The organism is Natrinema gelatinilyticum (assembly GCF_024266705.1).
Lineage (GTDB): Archaea > Halobacteriota > Halobacteria > Halobacteriales > Natrialbaceae > Natrinema > Natrinema gelatinilyticum.
This window is the reverse complement of the sequence record NZ_CP100756.1, coordinates 2,606,723-2,623,032: the sequence shown is the minus strand read 5'-3', so window position 1 is coordinate 2,623,032 and position 16,310 is coordinate 2,606,723. Positions and strand designations below refer to the sequence as shown.

17 protein-coding genes are annotated in these 16,310 nt (G+C 63.8%); 9 read left to right on the top strand and 8 right to left on the bottom strand.

Annotated features, from left to right (window positions below; genetic code table 11):
* Positions 1 to 298 precede the first annotated feature (298 nt).
* Positions 299 to 577 (top strand): hypothetical protein, encoded by a 279-nt coding sequence (locus tag NJU76_RS12840; protein ID WP_254529216.1) that lies wholly within the window; start codon positions 299 to 301, stop codon positions 575 to 577.
* A 149-nt stretch (positions 578 to 726) separates the two neighbouring features.
* On the top strand, positions 727 to 1,869 hold the full coding sequence (locus NJU76_RS12835) for an acyl-CoA dehydrogenase (protein ID WP_254529213.1): 1,143 nt from the start codon (positions 727 to 729) through the stop codon (positions 1,867 to 1,869).
* 73 nt (positions 1,870 to 1,942) lie between these two features.
* Here the strand turns inward: NJU76_RS12835 and NJU76_RS12830 are convergent, their stop codons facing one another.
* Both NJU76_RS12830 and NJU76_RS12825 read right to left on the bottom strand, forming a co-directional pair.
* The gene (locus NJU76_RS12830; RefSeq protein WP_254529212.1) at positions 1,943 to 2,227 is read right to left on the bottom strand and encodes a PadR family transcriptional regulator; all 285 of its coding nucleotides are present in this window, start codon (positions 2,225 to 2,227) and stop codon (positions 1,943 to 1,945) included.
* Between the two features lie 82 nt (positions 2,228 to 2,309).
* Complete coding sequence (locus NJU76_RS12825) at positions 2,310 to 3,218, bottom strand: DUF3267 domain-containing protein (RefSeq protein ID WP_254529208.1); 909 nt, start codon at positions 3,216 to 3,218, stop codon at positions 2,310 to 2,312.
* 107 nt (positions 3,219 to 3,325) lie between these two features.
* Between NJU76_RS12825 and NJU76_RS12820 the strand changes: the two genes are divergently transcribed.
* Complete coding sequence (locus tag NJU76_RS12820; protein WP_254529206.1) at positions 3,326 to 3,625, top strand: DUF7111 family protein; 300 nt, start codon at positions 3,326 to 3,328, stop codon at positions 3,623 to 3,625.
* A 582-nt stretch (positions 3,626 to 4,207) separates the two neighbouring features.
* Here the strand turns inward: NJU76_RS12820 and NJU76_RS12815 are convergent.
* Positions 4,208 to 4,531 (bottom strand): DUF7410 domain-containing protein, encoded by a 324-nt coding sequence (locus NJU76_RS12815; RefSeq protein WP_254529204.1) that lies wholly within the window; start codon positions 4,529 to 4,531, stop codon positions 4,208 to 4,210.
* A gap of 937 nt (positions 4,532 to 5,468) precedes the next feature.
* Between NJU76_RS12815 and NJU76_RS12810 the strand changes: the two genes are divergently transcribed.
* On the top strand, positions 5,469 to 6,887 hold the full coding sequence (locus tag NJU76_RS12810; protein ID WP_254529202.1) for a heme o synthase: 1,419 nt from the start codon (positions 5,469 to 5,471) through the stop codon (positions 6,885 to 6,887).
* Between the two features lie 44 nt (positions 6,888 to 6,931).
* Here NJU76_RS12810 and NJU76_RS12805 read toward each other — a convergent pair whose 3' ends face one another.
* On the bottom strand, positions 6,932 to 7,999 hold the full coding sequence (locus tag NJU76_RS12805) for a M42 family metallopeptidase (protein WP_254529199.1): 1,068 nt from the start codon (positions 7,997 to 7,999) through the stop codon (positions 6,932 to 6,934).
* A 195-nt stretch (positions 8,000 to 8,194) separates the two neighbouring features.
* Between NJU76_RS12805 and NJU76_RS12800 the strand changes: the two genes are divergently transcribed.
* From NJU76_RS12800 to NJU76_RS12790, 3 genes are all read left to right on the top strand, one after another.
* Positions 8,195 to 9,361, top strand: coding sequence for a thiolase C-terminal domain-containing protein (locus NJU76_RS12800; RefSeq protein ID WP_254529197.1), 1,167 nt, complete (start codon positions 8,195 to 8,197; stop codon positions 9,359 to 9,361).
* Positions 9,361 to 9,753, top strand: a complete 393-nt coding sequence (locus NJU76_RS12795; protein WP_254529194.1) for a Zn-ribbon domain-containing OB-fold protein — start codon at positions 9,361 to 9,363, stop codon at positions 9,751 to 9,753. The genes NJU76_RS12800 and NJU76_RS12795 overlap by 1 nt, the downstream gene beginning before the upstream one ends.
* 95 nt (positions 9,754 to 9,848) lie before the next feature.
* Complete coding sequence (locus NJU76_RS12790) at positions 9,849 to 10,505, top strand: DUF502 domain-containing protein (protein ID WP_254529186.1); 657 nt, start codon at positions 9,849 to 9,851, stop codon at positions 10,503 to 10,505.
* A 31-nt stretch (positions 10,506 to 10,536) separates the two neighbouring features.
* Here NJU76_RS12790 and NJU76_RS12785 read toward each other — a convergent pair whose 3' ends face one another.
* The 4 genes from NJU76_RS12785 to NJU76_RS12770 all read right to left on the bottom strand — a co-directional run bounded on the left by NJU76_RS12785 (position 10,537) and on the right by NJU76_RS12770 (position 13,416).
* A complete protein-coding gene (locus NJU76_RS12785; RefSeq protein WP_254529184.1) occupies positions 10,537 to 11,475 on the bottom strand; it encodes an alpha/beta fold hydrolase in 939 nt (312 codons plus the stop codon).
* A 166-nt stretch (positions 11,476 to 11,641) separates the two neighbouring features.
* The gene (gene meaB, locus NJU76_RS12780; protein ID WP_254532466.1) at positions 11,642 to 12,730 is read right to left on the bottom strand and encodes a methylmalonyl Co-A mutase-associated GTPase MeaB; all 1,089 of its coding nucleotides are present in this window, start codon (positions 12,728 to 12,730) and stop codon (positions 11,642 to 11,644) included.
* A 2-nt stretch (positions 12,731 to 12,732) separates the two neighbouring features.
* Positions 12,733 to 13,149: a cobalamin B12-binding domain-containing protein gene (locus NJU76_RS12775; protein ID WP_254529181.1), complete on the bottom strand. Its 417-nt coding sequence runs from the start codon at positions 13,147 to 13,149 to the stop codon at positions 12,733 to 12,735.
* Between the two features lie 57 nt (positions 13,150 to 13,206).
* Positions 13,207 to 13,416 (bottom strand): hypothetical protein, encoded by a 210-nt coding sequence (locus tag NJU76_RS12770; RefSeq protein WP_254529179.1) that lies wholly within the window; start codon positions 13,414 to 13,416, stop codon positions 13,207 to 13,209.
* Positions 13,417 to 13,449: 33 nt separating this feature from the next.
* On the opposite strand from NJU76_RS12770, the gene NJU76_RS12765 reads away from it, so the two are divergent.
* Together NJU76_RS12765 and NJU76_RS12760 are read left to right on the top strand one after the other, a co-directional pair.
* Entirely contained in the window at positions 13,450 to 15,891 is a 2,442-nt protein-coding gene (locus NJU76_RS12765; RefSeq protein ID WP_254529176.1) for a penicillin acylase family protein, read from the top strand.
* Positions 15,888 to 16,229: a hypothetical protein gene (locus NJU76_RS12760; protein ID WP_254529167.1), complete on the top strand. Its 342-nt coding sequence runs from the start codon at positions 15,888 to 15,890 to the stop codon at positions 16,227 to 16,229. The genes NJU76_RS12765 and NJU76_RS12760 overlap by 4 nt, the downstream gene beginning before the upstream one ends.
* Positions 16,230 to 16,310: the final 81 nt, after the last annotated feature.

Here is a 16,310-nt window from a genome sequence, read left to right as displayed (position 1 = left end):
GCGAATGGGTCAGCGGGCAACGGTTCGATGAGAGCGACAACCACTGTGTCTCCCTTCGAAAACGAGCGGTTTGAGGGCTCCGTTTTGACCCCGGGCGAATGGAGTACGGATACCGCCTAGTATCGGCGCACCGACCAGTATCGGCGGGCCAACATCGAGGCCAGTTCGTTCGCGTTCCCACTGATTCACCGGCGGTCTGCTCATCGGACGAAGACGAGCGATCGTCAGATAGCTATTTCACCGGCAGTTCGCCGTACATCCCGAAGACCTATTATTATGGCAGAGTGACACGTAGGAAATGCCGCCTTCGAGACCGTTCTTCGATCCGCAGTCCGGAGAACTCGATACCGACCAACTGCTCGAAGAGTCGATTCCACTCGCGAAACTCGTCGCAGTCGTCGGCGCGCTCGCGCTCGTCCCGCTCCTCTTGCAATTCCTCCTGGGTCAGCTCCTCGGGTTCGTCCCCATATTCGGAGCGATGCTCTCGATCGCCGCTCAGTTCGTCCTCGCGGTCGGCACCGGAATCGTCCTGCTGTACCTCGTCGTCCGTGCGTTTCAGCTCGTCGACGAGTCGTAGCTGCCTGAGGCGTCTCCCCGATTCGCCGTCCGTTCGATCGAGCATCGTACGAGTTCCTCTCACGGGTCTCACATCGTTTTCTCGAGTGGTTTTCGAACTGGATCAGCGAAAGAAGAACAATAAAGAAGCGAGGTCCCAAATCATCGACCATGGACTTTGCACTCTCGGCCGAGCAGCAACAGATTCGGGACATGGTGTCGGAATTCGTCGACGAGGAGGTCGTCCCCGTCGCCGACGTGATCGACCACGACGACGAGTTTCCCCGGGATCTCGTCGACGAAATGGCCGAGCTCGGACTGATGGGAATGCCGTTCCCCGAGGAATACGGCGGTGCCGGGCTGGATTACCACTCGTATGCGATCGGACTCGAGGAAATCTCCCGCGGGTCCGGCGGACTGGGGACGATCGTGGCCGCCCATACCTCGCTGGCCGGGAACATGCTCTACGAGTTCGGCGACGACTCTCAGAGAGAGGAATACCTGACGCCGCTGGCGGCGGGTGAGGACGTCGGGGCGTTCGCGCTCTCAGAGGCGGGAGCGGGAAGCGACGTACCCGCGATGGAAACCACTGCGGAAAAAGCGGGCGACGAGTACGTCATCAACGGCGGTAAACTCTGGATTTCGAACGGCTCGGTCGCCGACACGGTTACGGTCTTCGCGAAGACCGATCCCGATGCGGGCAATACGGGCATCTCGTCGTTCGTCGTCAGACCCGAGGAGGACGACGGCTTCATCGTCGAGGGCACGGAAGAGAAACTCGGCGACAAGGGCTGTCCGACTGCCGAGCTTCGCTTCGACGACCTCCGCATTCCCGAGAGCCGCCGGCTCGGCGACGAGGGCGAGGGGTTCGTCCACGCGCTGAAGACGTTAAACGGCGGCCGGATCACTATCGCCGCACGAGGCGTCGGAATCGCTCGCGCGGCCTTCGACGAGGCGCGTGACTACGCAACCGAGCGCGAGCAGTTCGGCCAGCCGATCGGCGAATTTCAGTCGATCAAGCACAAACTGGCGGACATGGACACCAAGATTCAGGCCGCTCGGATGCTCATGCACAAAGCCGCCGACAAAAAAATCCGCGGCGAGAACTACATCAAGGACGCATCCCAGGCGAAGCTTTACGCGTCGGAAGTGAGCCGCGAGGTCGCGAACGAAGGAATCCAGATCCACGGCGGCTACGGCTATACCAAGGATTTCGCCGCACAACGATTCTACCGCGACGCCAAGCTCAACGAGATCTACGAAGGGACCAGCGAAGTGCTACGGAATACGATCGGTGATCAGTTGCTCGAGTAATCGCTCGAGCCACGATCGTTGACCCGAATCTCGACCGGTTACTCGAGCCACGATCGACCGCTTTCGAAGTGGGCTAGTCTTCCACGCAGTTCCGAACCCACGCGTAGTGGTCTCGCACTCGCCGTTCGCCGGATTCAGTCAGCGCGTACACGTCGTGAAGACCCGCCGTCCGTTTCTCGACGAAACCGGCGTCGACCAGCGCGGAGAGCGAGCCGTAGAACGCCTTCGGTTCGATTCGGTCGTCGTAGTGGGACTCGAGACGGGATTTCAGTTGCTGGCCGCGCAGTTCACCGTCCGCAGCGGCTGCGAGCAGAAAACAGACGTCTCGGCGGCGACCGCTCTGGAGCCACTTGGCCATACCACGGCCTCGGTGGGGCGCACGCTCGAACGTTACGGTTTGCGAATCCGCCGGTCGTGTCTCGCGGTATTCGGAGGCTCCCCTATCCACGCACGAAGCGCCTGCGGACGGACGCGATCAGCGCCCACGCCACCCCGCCGACGGCGGCCACGCCGAGCAGCGGGCCGTCGCCGACCTCGAGGATCGCACTACCGTCTGCCCGCCGGACGTGGCGGAAGAGAAGCCACCCTGCATCCGGGTCGCCGAGGACGACATCGCCAGTGCCGAACGCGAGCGAAAGTAATACGGCGATGAGCGCGTACGTCGCGACCGCAGCGAGCGTCCCAACGCTGCCGGTGACGAATCGTGACAGGAGTGACGTGCCCGGAATTCGGGCGGTCGTGCGGCGCCTCGAACCGTAAATACCGAATCCGCGGCCGTCGGCGTCGGGGAGTCCGCCCACGCGAACGTCGGCGGGGTACTGACAGAGGACGGCGGCCATCCAGAGGTCGCCGATCGAACCGGCCGCGTTCGCCGCCAGCGGAACGACGAGCAGCGGAGACGGGATGACGACCATTACGGCGAGTCCGAACGCCGTCAGTCCGACGAAGGGCGCCAACAGCGCCACGAGGAGTTGATTCCGAGTATATTTCGTGCCGTCGGTTTCGGCGTAGGCGTAAGGTAACAGGAAGTGCGAGACGCCGATGCCGTACCCCGCCGAACCGCCGTAATATGCCAGGACGCCGCCGTGGAGCAGTTCGTGTGGAACGACGACGCAGACGAGCAATCCCAGTGATACGGCCAACCACCCGGGGATCGTGGGCCGAAGGGTCGCTTCGATCACGATCGGCTCGAGAGCGACACCGCGAACTACGGCGAGGACGTGCCCGAAACAGTACGCGAAGCCGAAAAACCCCACGGCGGAAACGACGAGCCACTGGGCAGCGACCGCGCGCGTGAGATGAAACGTCGCGAGCGGCGGACGAGACGGAGCGAGGTCCGAACGGCTCACGGGTGCACCTCGAAGGCGACCAAAAAATCGGTGTCGATGTTCGCCGTCCGGCGGCCGATTCGATCGGAACCGACAGGTTCCCGGTGATTGACCCACGAGTACCGACCATGACAGACGAGCGGGCGGCCGAAGCCAACGGCGTCACGGCTACCTACACCGAAACCGAAACGGAGCGAATCCTCGCGTTCGAACGCGACGGCGGAGACGAGCGTGGACCAGGCGGGACTGCAGCGATCGCCCAGAACATCGAGGGCTACGCGATGTTGAAAGTTCGACGAACGACCGCAGGTGACGAACTCGAGCGCTATTACGGGTTCGATATGGCACTCGATCACGCGGGGGAACTGCTCGGCGTTTCACCCCACGAGTTGCCGGTCCCGGACGCGGCCGAGGACATGGGGATGTGACTGTGACACGTACCACGACCCGGGAGCCGGCGATTGGTCGCCCGGAGGCTGCTGGCGAGATTCCCGATGCGGGCTGAAAATTATCGGTCGTCTTCTGTCACCGTAGTGAACGAGGGTCGGTTACTGTGGGCGTTGAGGCAGACGGATTTCGGACCTGGATGGCACGACCGTCACACTGTCGGATCGATTCGATTCCTTGAAGAGGGGACTCTCGAGGCTGAGTCGTAACGAGAGGGTATCGCCGGCCGAGACGAACCGCTGGAAGGCCGGGAACTCGAACTGCACGCGCTGGCGGCCTGAACCGTCGATACGGTAGGCCTCTCCGACAGATTCACCGACGGTGTTCAGGGTGCAATTCATATTGAGTAACTTAAATACGAGTTCGAGAGACAGATGAGGCGGACGCGGTCGAAGCCGCGTTCACCTGGATCGGACCGTCGCTTCCGTTTTCGAGCACACGTCCAATCTCGAATCGGGATCGGGAGTCGGTGAGCGATTCGGGTTCGTCGCCGACGCGGAACCGTCCGGTGGTGGGAAGCCAGGCCGTCTATCTGCCGGAGGGTTTCTCGACAGTGCTCCGTCTCAGACGACGAACGCTGCGAGGATCAACAGCCCGAAGTACAGGAGAACGAGGACGCCGATCGCGTGGAGTCGGACGCGGCGAACCGCCGGATTTTCCTCGTCGCGAGCGCGATCGAACGCGGCGCGCTCCCGAACGGAGAGTCGCTCGGGGTGTGCGAGGCCGCGGTGGAGCGATTCGTATCGGTCCCGCCGAAACGGTCGGTCGCAGTACGGACAGCGAGCGGGCGGTTCGTCGCCGTGTACGTCGAACGCGGGGTTCGCAACTGCGGCCGCTGGAGCAGGGTCGTCGACTGCAGACGCTGGGCCATGCGTCTCGTCGGGCACGTGAACGGGTACGCGGACTAGGACAATTGCTCTTCGGTTTGCTGCGTTTATTATGGGCGGAGCGCACCAGATTATCGGCACCAACGACGAAGACGAGGGTATCGTGATGGCGGTACCTGTGAATCCGATCGGCAAAAATGTGAGAGGTGGTGGAAGAAACCCAGTAACATGAGTAGTGACCGCCAGACACCGTGTGGTTGTTCGCCGTGCACTCGAGGAGCATCCTGATCGTGTCTCTCGAGTCGTGTTTCGATTCGCTACGGCATTCATCCTGTCACCCTCGTGCGTGCGCGATCGGTTATTCAGCGGCGAGGATGGAAGCCGAAATTCGAGACCACTGCCGGGGGTATTGTTGCCCCTCGAGTAGCGTTTTCTTCCGAGTGAACTACTCCGCCCTCCCGCGCTCGGGCCTCCCCGGCCCTTGCTTGTTGCGGACGGAGCGTCCTGTTTCTGTGTCGGAACGTGCAGGAACAGATCCCACAGCGTCCACAAGACGCGGAGCGTCTCGTGCGGCCCGGCAGAACGCCAACGGCGTTCTGCGGACGGTTCCAGACTCCGCAGGCGGCTTCCCGTTACGGGCGGTTCGGAGTGTCCCGCTCCTCCCGAATCGACACTCGGCCACAACCGACGATGCATGCTTGTTGTCACGTTTGAACACCGCCGGAAACGTGGTGAGCATCTTATTCTCACCTTCGACCGAAGAGATAATAAGGGTGCCGATTCACACGAAACCAAGACGTGCAGGCGCTGTCTCCCCTCTCTGCTCGCTTCGCTCGCTGAGGATAGCGCGGGACCGTCGGTCCCGCTGACCATGCGAACGGCGTCGCCGTGAGCAGAAGGGGGGTTAGCGTCCTCAATTACAGCTAAAAGTCCGAGAAAGCGGGAAGAAGCGGGAATCATAAATACGCGGAGTCGAAGGGTGTAGACGAGACTAGCCGTGGCAACCGAATCCTTTCCCCGCCCGATCGGCACGCGCCGACAGTTCTCCGCACTGCTCGCAGCGACCGCGTTGGGCGTCTATCTACTATTGATCGTCGGCGCGACGACCTCGCTGACGAACGCGGCCGCGTCGTGTTCGACGTGGCCCACCTGTCACACACCCGTGGACCCGTTGAACCAGACCGAACTCGCGATTGCGTGGGCCCACCGGCTCACGGCTGTCGTGGTCGGCCTGCTCGTCGCTGGGTCGGCAATTGCCGGAATTCTCGGTGACGCGTCGAGTCGCGTTCGGACGGTCCTCGCCATCGCAGCCGTTCTCTACGTGGTCCAGATCGGTGTCGGGGCCGTCACTGCCACGATCGGCTCCGCTGCGATTCTCCCCGGATTGCACCTCGCGCTTGGACTCGTCATCTTCACGGCGATCGTACTCGCACTCGCCTGGGACCTCGAACTCGCGACCGGCAACGAGGACGACGCCATCGACTCGCCGGAACCGCTCGAAACCGACGTCCCGACCGCGACCGAACGGACGCTCCCGTCGAGCCGACTGCGCCGGGCCAGGCTGACCGTTTTCGCATACTTCCAGATGATGAAACCGCGGCTGATGTGGCTGCTCTGTCTCGTCGCCGCCGCGGGAATGGCACTTGCCGCCGGACCCAGTCTCGAGATTTCCACCATCGTCGCGACGCTCGGTGGCGGCGTCCTCGCGATCGGCGCGAGCGGAACGTTCAACCACGTCCTCGAGCGCGACGTCGACCAGAAGATGTCCCGCACCGCCGATCGACCGCTAGCGGTGGACCTGATTCCGGTCCGGAACGCGCTTGCGTTCGGAGTCGCGCTGACCGCGGCGTCGCTGACCGCGTTCCTGACGATCAACCGCCTGGCCGCGGCGCTGGGACTGGCGGCGATCCTGTTCTATAGCGTCGTTTACACGCTCCTCCTCAAGCCGAACACCGTCCAGAACACGGTCATCGGCGGGGCGGCGGGCGCGCTCCCGGCGCTCATCGGCTGGGCTGCGGTCACGAACGAGATTGGGTGGCCGGGACTCGCGCTCGCGGGAGTCATCTTCCTGTGGACACCAGCGCACTTCTACAATCTTGCGCTGGCTTACGGCGAGGATTACGCCCGCGGCGGCTTCCCCATGATGCCGGTCGTCCGCGGCGAGACAGTCACCCGGAAACACATCCTCTACTACATCGCCGCGACGCTCGTGAGCACGATTGCACTGGCGTGGATCACCGAACTCGGCATCCTGTACGCCGGAACGGTCGTTCTCTTCGGGGGAATCTTTCTCTGGACCGCCGTTCGACTCCACTTCGAACAGACCGAAATGGCCGCGTTCCGGTCGTTCCACGCCTCGAATGCCTTCCTCGGTGCAGTACTGGTCGCGATCCTCGTCGACGCGCTAGCATTCTGAGCGGCTGTGGCCGTTCGGCGTTCGATCTGCGACCGAACGATAGTTTACAAGGAATAGTCTTCAGTCCCGTCCTCGGCCGCGAGATAGGCCTCGAGCAGGTCGATCGTCGCCCCGATATCGTCGACGTGTGCGGTCTCCGTGACGGTGTGGAGATACCGCGTTGGAATGGATATTGCACCGACGGGTTTCGCGCCGGCGGCTTTCTGGAAGCCCGCGGTGTCGGTGCCGCCCGACGGGAGGATCTCGAGCTGGTAGTCGATTTCCTCGTCCTCGGCGATCGACCGAAGGCGACCGTGGAGCTTCGGGTTCGTGATGACGCTCGAGTCCTTGAGCTTGATCGCCGTGCCGTCGCCGAGTTCGGTGACGTATTCGCCGTCCTCGAACCCGGGAATGTCGTTCGCGACGGTGACGTCCACTGCGAGTGCGAGGTCGGGGTCGATGTCGACGCCGAGGGCGTGCGCCCCGCGAAGCCCGACTTCCTCCTGGACGGTGGCACAAAAGTGAATCGTCGCTGCGGGATCGGTCACGCGGCGGGCGGCCTCGAGCATCGCGAACAGGCAGACGCGATCGTCCAGGGCTTTCCCGGTTATCGTCTCACCGACGCGTTCGGTGGTCTGGGCCATCGTGACCATGTCACCGAGGGAGACGCGCTCCTCGAGTGCGTCGAAGGGGAGGCCTGGGTCGACGACGACGTCTTCGACTTCCGGCGTCTCGTCGCGGTCGTCCTCGTCCAGCGTGTGTGGCGGTGGTGAGCCGATGATGGCCGGGATATCTTCGTCGGTCGCGTGTATCGTTACTCGCTGGGCCTTGAGGACCCGTGCATCCCAACTGCCGAGGGCGTCGAGTTCGACGAACCCGAAGCCACCCTCGTCGCCGCGAACGTGTTTGACCATGAACCCGATTTCGTCCATGTGGGCGGCAACGGCGACCGAATAGTCGCTTTCTCCCTCGATCGTTCCGACGACGTTACCCATCTCATCCGTCCGAACGCGGTCGACGGTCTCCTCGAGTTCCCTGACGACGATATCGCGAACGCGATCCTCGTATCCGGGGACCCCGCCCACCTCTGTCAGTTCCGTCAACAGATCCAGATCGAACGGAACGGCTGTCATATCCTCGTGTGGGGCGCGGAAGTATATATGATCCCGGTTACAAACGGCCGTCTTCCCGCGGACGTCGACTCGCGGACGCTCCCGCTCGGTCGTCACGGAAACCGATACGTGCCGCGAAACAAGGAGTATAAATTAGTGTAGAATGGAGTTCGTAACCGCGGAGTATTAACGGTCTCGTCTACTAGGCGAATGTACATGAGTAACGTACGAGTCGCAGGCACAGGGCTCACGCCGTTCGGGAACAAGCCCGAACGGACCAGTCGGGACCTCTTCGCCGAAGCCAGTGTCGTTGCCTTCGAGGACAGTGCCGTTCCACGCGACGACGTCGAGGCCGTCCTCTACGGGAACTTCATGGGTGAACTCTCCGAGCACCAGGGACATCAGGGGCCGCTGATGGCCGAAGCGGCGGGCGTCCGAGCTCCCGCGACGCGTTACGAATCCGCGTGTGCCTCGGCTGGCACCGCGGTTCGAGAGGCCGTCAAACGGATCCGTACTGGCGAGAACGACGTTCTCCTCGTCGGTGGTGCAGAGCGGATGAACAACCTCGGCACCGCGGGCGCGACCGAGGCGCTCGCAATCGCCGCGGACGACCTCTGGGAGGTGCGGGCCGGGATGACGTTCCCCGGCGCGTACGCGCTGATGGCACAGGCCTACTTCGACGAGTTCGGCGGCGAGCACGAAGACCTCGCCCACGTGGCCGTCAAGAACCACGCGAACGCGCTCACCAACGACAAGGCCCAGTATCAGCGCGCGATTGAAGTGTCGGACGTTCTCGAGGCGCCACCGGTTTCGGAACCACTCGGTCTCTACGACGCCTGTCCGATCTCCGACGGCGCCGCGGCGCTCGTCCTCACCAGCGAGGAGTACGCGGCGGACCACGACCTCGATGCACCGGTCGCGATCACCGGCACCGGGCAGGGCGGCGATCGGATGGCGCTGCACGACCGCGAGCATCTGGCACGCTCGCCCGCCGCACGCCGTGCCGGCGTGGAAGCTTACGCTGATGCAGGTATCGACGCGAGCGACGTCGACCTCGCGGAGGTTCACGACTGCTTTACGATCGCCGAAGTGCTCGCACTCGAGGCGCTGGACATAGAGTCGATCGGTGAGGGTATCTCCGCGGCCCGCGACGGACGGACGACCGCCGACGGCGACACGCCGATCAATCTCTCGGGCGGGCTGAAAGCGAAGGGACACCCCGTCGGCGCGACAGGAGCGTCCCAGATCGCCGAAGTCACGAAGCTTCTGGCCGGCACCCACCCCAACAGCGATCACATCCCCGACGCGACGACCGGCCTCGCCCACAACGCGGGTGGCACGGTCGCGAGTGCGACGGTTCACGTACTGGAGGTGATGGACTAATGAGCGACTCTAACGGCGTCGAAGACGCTGGCTTCGACGAGTGGCTCGAAGCCGCCGAAGAAGACGGGGCGTACTATCTCGAGTGCGAAAACGGCCACGGCTCCCTGCCGCCCCGTCGGGTCTGCCCGGACTGTGGCTCACTCGACCTCTCGAAGGTCGAGATGCCCGAGACCGGCGAGATCGAAACGTTCAACGTCACGCACGTCCCAACGCCGGCGTTCGAGGAAGACGCGCCGTACGCGACGGCCATCGCGAACTTCGGGCCAGTTCGCGTCACCGGACAGGTCGTGGGCGTCGATCTCTCGGCCGTCGAAACGGGCCTCGACGTCGAAATTCAGGTCACGGTCTCCGAAACGACCGGCGAGCGCGTCCTCGGACTCCGGCCGGCATAACGCTCTCGCACTCACGGTTTCTTTCTCAGGTATTCGGTTACGATCACGGGTCGCATCGGCGATGGGTATTTCACCCGGGCGATTTCAAAGTCGCTATGAAACTCACGGCAGCTATCAAGAAAAGTTTTGTCGCGGGACTGATACTGGTCGCCCCGCTCGCCGTCACGCTGTACGTTCTCCGATTCCTCGTCAACTGGTTGTTGCAATTCGTCACACCGGTCGTCCGCACCGCGAGACTCGCACAGTACACGGGGAACGTGGAGATCGTCGCCGAGTTTCTCGCCGTCGTCCTGATCCTCACGGCGATCGTGATACTCGGCTTTTTCACCCGCCTGAGCGTCGGCCGGCAACTGTTCGGCAACATCGGCCGGCTGATCAACGTCGTGCCGCTCGTGAGCACGATCTACTCGAGCGTGCGCCAGGTCGCGGATTCGCTCGTCGAGCGAAAGACCGGGTACGAGAGCGTCGTTTTGGTCGAGTACCCACGTGAAGGCGTCTACATGATCGGCCTCGTCACGGGCGAGAGCCCGGCACCGGTCGAGAACGTGGCCGGACAGGATGTATACAACGTATTCCTTCCGAACAGTCCGAACCCGACCGCCGGCCGGCTGGTGTTGCTTCCGGAAGACCAGGTCCACGAGGTCGACATGAGCGTCCGACGCGGAATGCGCCTCGTAGTGACGACTGGAATGGGCGACGAGCCGGAATCGGCGACCGCCTCACCGAAGGTACTCGAGACCGTTCAGAAGTGAGCGCGATCGAATGCGTCGGGCGGACGGCAGGCTACTCGTCGACATCCACTCGCGGTAACTCTGCGCTCAGGTACTCGACGAACCGGTCCGGATGTTCAGCGTGCGGAAGCTGCGTGGCGTAGTCGATGACGACGAGGTCGAGATCGGCCGCTTCGGCGAGGTCCCGACCCTCCTGGAGCGGGACGAGCTCGGCGTCCCGACCCCAGACCAGGGTGGTCGGCGTCTCGAGGGCGGCCAGTTCCGTCGCCAGGTCGAAGTCGGGATCGAGGGTGCCGGCGGCGAACGAGGCGGTAGCGTAGCGCGCGCCGGGCTGGTGGGCGCTGTTCCAGGCGTACTGGACCTCGTCCGAATCGATCCGATCCGAGTCGTAGTAGCCGTCGCGGTCGTAGAAGTACCGGATCGCCGGTTTGCTCGCGAGCGCGTTGTACAGCGTCGTCCCGACGATCGGCGTTCGCAGGAGGGTGCGGACCCACGGTCGCTCGTCGCCCGTCTCGTCGGTCGGACAGATCAACACCAGTCGGCGTCCGTCGATGTCGTCGGCAGCTTCGGCAGCGAACGCACCCGTCAACGAACTGGCGACGACGATCGGCTCCGACGTGATTTGATCTGCGAAGTCCCGAACGAATTCGGCGTAGAGAGATGCGGAATAGACGAGCGGCGGCCGTTCGGAGCGGCCGAACCCGGGGAGATCGACCGCGTAGACGCGGTACTTCTCGGACAGTTGTTCGAACAGCGGCGCAAACTCGTTGCTGCTCGCACCGGCGTAGATCCCGTGCAGCAGGAGCATCTCCGGATCGTTCGGATCGCCGGCGACGGTGTACGTGGACTCGATGCCGCGCCAACGATACGTTCGCTCGATGCCGGGTAACGGATTCTCGAGCTGACCCGCACGCCGTTTCAGGAGGCGGTTGCCGACGATCGCGCCGCCGACCGTTCCGAGCGCTGCACCGAGGACGGTTCGGGCTTTCATATGTGAGTATAGGACCGCAACGTCCTTAGACCTCGGGATTAGGGTCAGAACCTGCGACAAACGGGGCGTCGATCGCCCGACGAGAGAGGGGCAACGTACGTATCGACGAACGATCGATGTGCTGGGGCACACGCGATGGTCCAGCGCGACCGGTGGCGGACTGACGCTACTCGGTTTTCGAGACTGCGCCGGTCTCGGTTTCTATGTCCTCGAGACAGTCCTCGACGGGTTCGAGAACGTCAGTCGCGAGGGAATAGGGATCGGTCTCGCCCTGGCGGACGGCTTCGGCGAGGTCGTCGATCCCGCCGCGTTCGGCGAGTTCGGCCTCGAGCATCGCGTGGACGTCTTCGCGAAGCAGCGTTCGGATCTCTTCGGCGTAGCGCGTGCGTACCTTTTCGGCGAGGGCGCCGGAGTCGACGAGGTGCGCACGGTGGGTCGCGAGTTGATCGATGAACTCGTCGACGCCGGTCCCCGACGTCGCGATCGTTTCGACGATGGGTGGGGTCCAGCCGTCGCCCGAGCCGTCCCCCCCGTCGGCCTCGCCCCAGTCGTCACCGCCGCTCGTCGCGTCGACACCGTGATGGCCACCGCCGGTGATCCCGCTTTCCTCGCCGAGGTGGACCATCTCCCGCAGTTCCTGGACGGTCCGGTCTGCGCCATCTCGGTCGGCTTTGTTGACGACGAAGATATCGGCAATCTCGAGAATGCCCGCTTTCAGCGTCTGAATGTCGTCGCCCGACCCGGGTGGGACGAGGACGGCGACGCTGTCGGCGGTCCGGACGATGTCGATCTCGTTCTGGCCGGCGCCGACGGTTTCGATGATGATCTTGTCCTTACCGAAGGCGTCCATCGCCTTGACGGCGTCCGCGGTCGCCGTCGAGAGCCCCCCGAGGGTGCCACGGGCGCTCATCGACCGGACGAAGACGTCCATGTCGCCGACGGTGGACGCCATCCGAATCCGATCGCCGAGAACGGCCCCGCCCGTGAACGGCGACGAGGGATCGATCGCGATGATCCCGACCGTCTCGCCGCGGTTGCGGTAGGCCTCGGCGAGTTTATCGACCAGCGTCGACTTGCCCGCACCAGGGCTTCCCGTAATTCCAATGACATCTGCGTCACCCGTGTGCGCGTAGAGTTCCGAGACGAGATTCCGGTAGCCCGGCGAGCGGTTCTCGATCTTCGAGATTACTCGGGCGAGCGCCCGATGTTCCCCCGCTAACAGCGCCTCGAGCAGCGATTCGTCGTCCGAGTCCATGCTCATCGCTGCGGGGCGTTCTCACGGACGAATTCGATGGTTTCTTCGACCGAGGTCCCGGGGCCGAAAATGGCCGCGACGCCCTCTTCGATGAGTCCTTCGCGGTCCTCGTCGGGAATGACCCCGCCCGCGAGAACGAGCGTGTCGTCTTTGGCGCCGTACTCTTCCAGTCCGTCCATGATCTTCGGGACCAGCGTGTCGTGGGCCCCAGAGAGAATAGAGATGCCGAGGACGTCGACGTCTTCTTGCACCGCTGCCTGGACGATTTCGTCAGGGGACTTGTGCAATCCGGAGTAGATGACCTCGAAGCCGGCGTCACGAAACGCGCGTGCGATGACGTGGGCACCGCGGTCGTGGCCGTCGAGACCGACTTTGGCGACGAGACATCGAATCGACTCCGCTTCCTGTTCGCTGCTCATACGCTCCTCTTCCCGAGCCGACTGTTTGACTTTAACGGAAGTTAGTTGCGGATAGTTTTAGTCACGGGACTGACATCTGAGGTGTGGGTAGCAGTCGGTTCCAGCCCGTCGTCCGTCGCCCTCGAGGGCGGAGACAGCCTGTTTCGGGCCGTGATTCGTCAGTTGCCGGTCGATGCGAGCCGTCGGAAGGGAGCGGCGGAGCGAGGACTCGGGGAGTGCCACCGTCGTCTCGATCGTCAGCGACCGTGTGTACTGTTGACTGACCACAACTGTTTTGACCGACCGACGTAACCACGTGTCATGGATCGGGATACTAAACAAACAATCAGGGAACAGTTTAGCCCTCGAGAACGGACACGACGGGGCGTTCTCGCGGCCGTTCTCGGTGGCGGCATGGTAGGCGCGGCCACCACACCCATACGGAGCTATCTCGATCGGTTCGCGCCGTTTAGCGGCTCTGTGTGGGATACGGCCACCGACGACCTTCCATCGCAGGTGACCGCCCCCTACGGGTCGGCGACGCTCGGCTACGACGACGACGGCGTCCCGCACGTCAGTGCCGACTCCGAGGCGGCGCTCTACTTCGCTGCCGGCTACGCCCAGGGTGCCGACCGCCTGTTCCAGATGGACCTCCAGCGCCGGCAAATGCGCGGCCAGCTCTCGGCCATCGTCGGCGATCGAGCGCTCCCCTCCGATCGATTCCACGTGAAGATGGATTTCGCCGGCGCGGCGGCTGCCAGCTGGGACCGTCTCCGGGAGAGCGAATCCGGCCGACTCGCGGAGGCGTTCGCCGCGGGCGTCAACCGACACCTTGACCGGACCCTTCCACAGGAATTCGACCTCCTGGAATACGAGCCCGAACCCTGGCGGCCCATGGACATACTTCTCGCCTCGATACAGATTTCTTGGGGACTGACGGGGAGCTTCCGAACGCTACGCAAGGAGACGGTCGCGGCCGAGATGGGAGCGGACACCGCCGAAACGCTGTTTCCCGACCGGCTCGGCCACGATGCGACTATTCTCGGCCACGGCGACGGCGCAGCCGAGAACGAACGGATAAACGCATCCATCGGTCGGCATCGGATCGACCCCGAGCTGACGGCGTGGGTATCGGCGTTCGAATCCCCGCCTGGCGTCGGATCGAACTCGTGGGTCGTCTCGGGCGAGTACACGCGCTCGGGGTCACCGATTCTGGCGAACGACCCGCACCTGCCGTTGATGGCCCCGCCGGTCTGGTACGAGATGCACCTCGATGGCCCCGAAACCCACACCAGGGGAGTCACGTTTCCCGGAATCCCCTTCGTCGTCATCGGCGAAAACGAGTCCGGCGCGTGGGGGCTCACGAACGCCGGCGCCGATACGATCGACTTTTACGAGTACGAGACGCGTGACGGCCGATACCGGTACGGCGAGGAGTACCGAGAGTTCGACGACGAACGGCGGATCATCGAAGTCGCGGACGGACGCGACCGCGAGGTCACCGTCAGAAAGACCATCCACGGCCCCATTCTTGAAACCGAGAGCGATGGGGATGAACTCCGGACGCAGGTCGCGGTCTCCTGGGTCGGGTTGACGGCCACTAGGACGAGCGAAGCGATCCTCGAGCTGGCGCGAAGCGACGGAATCGACGACGTGCAGGACGCGCTTCGACGGTTCGATCTGCCCACCCAGAATTTCGTGTACGCCGACCGCGACGGCAACACACTCTATCGCGTCACCGGGAAGGTCCCGATCCGGTACACGGACGACGAGCCCGTCTCCGGAACCCGTGTGTTCGATGGCTCCAGTCGAGAGGGGGAGTGGCCAGGGTTCGTTCCGTACGGTGAATCCGACTGGGACGAGTTCATTCCATACGAAGAGATGCCCCACGCAGTCGATCCCGACTATATCGGGACGGCGAATCAACGAATCGTCGACGACGCCGACTACCCGCACTACTTCGCCGAGGCCTATTCCGCACCCTTCCGGGGAATTCGGCTCTGGAATCGGCTGGATACTCGCGTCGAGAGCGATCGACCCGTTACGTCAGAGTTCATGCGCGACCTCCAGCGTGACACCCACGACGAGCGGGCGGCGATGTTCGTCCCGACGATGATAGACGACGGCCGCGATGCCGTCGACGGGGCGGCCGAAGACCTGCTCGCGGAACTCGAGGGCTGGGAGTACCGAATGAGCCGAAACTCGCGGGCCGCCCTCGTCTTCGCACGATTTCTCGCACACTATCGCGACGTAGTCTTCCGGCCGCGACTGGCGGACGAACTTGACGATCGCCGTGATCCCGAAGCGTACTACGGCAACGACTGGGTCCTCATCACGCTTCCGCCGGACTCGACGTGGTTCCCCGACGGTCGCCCCACTGCGATCGCTGAGGCGCTCGAACGAACCGCCGCCGAACTCGAGGAGAACGGGTGGGACACCTACGGTGACTACAACACGACGGCGATCGACCATCCCTTCGACAGAGAGTGGCTGAACTATCCGCGGTATCCGACGGACGGATCGGCAGCCTCGCTCGACAACTTCCGCGCCGAGAGTGACGTCGGGAGTAGCTGGCGGCAGATTTGTCCGATGGGGGACTCAAGCCCGTCACAGGGGGCATTTCCGGGTGGCAACGACGGCTCGCCGTTCTCCGAGCACTACGCCGACCAACTGCAGCGATGGGCCGACGGGGAGTACAAGCCGATACCGCTTGTGACACCGGACACCACCACTGCCGTCGAGTTCACGGAGGGTGACGGATGAAGTCGATCGGTACGTGGCTCGACGAGACTCGAGGGGACGGTCGTCGCCGTCGGCTGTCGACAGTCGGTGGCGTCGTCGTCGGACTCGCGTTCGCGTGGGTCCACTGGGTCGGGTTCGTTCTCGGGGGTGCGATCGTCTCCCTGGTACAGCCGTCGATTCGGCGCGGCCTCCTCGTCGGTCTCGGATTCGGCCTGGTGTCCGTCGTCGCCTTCGTGCTGTGGCTCGGGATGGCCGGCATCCTCGACACCTATCTCGAGATGGGGCAGGTGGTCGCCGTCAGCGTCGTGATTCCGCTCGGTGCGGCGCTATTCGGCTCGCTCGTTCGGGGTCTGCGGTGACGCCGGGAGCGGGCACCCGAGCGATCGGCCAGCAGGGCATCGGGATATCATCGCCGGATTGTCACAGTCGCAGTCGGAACC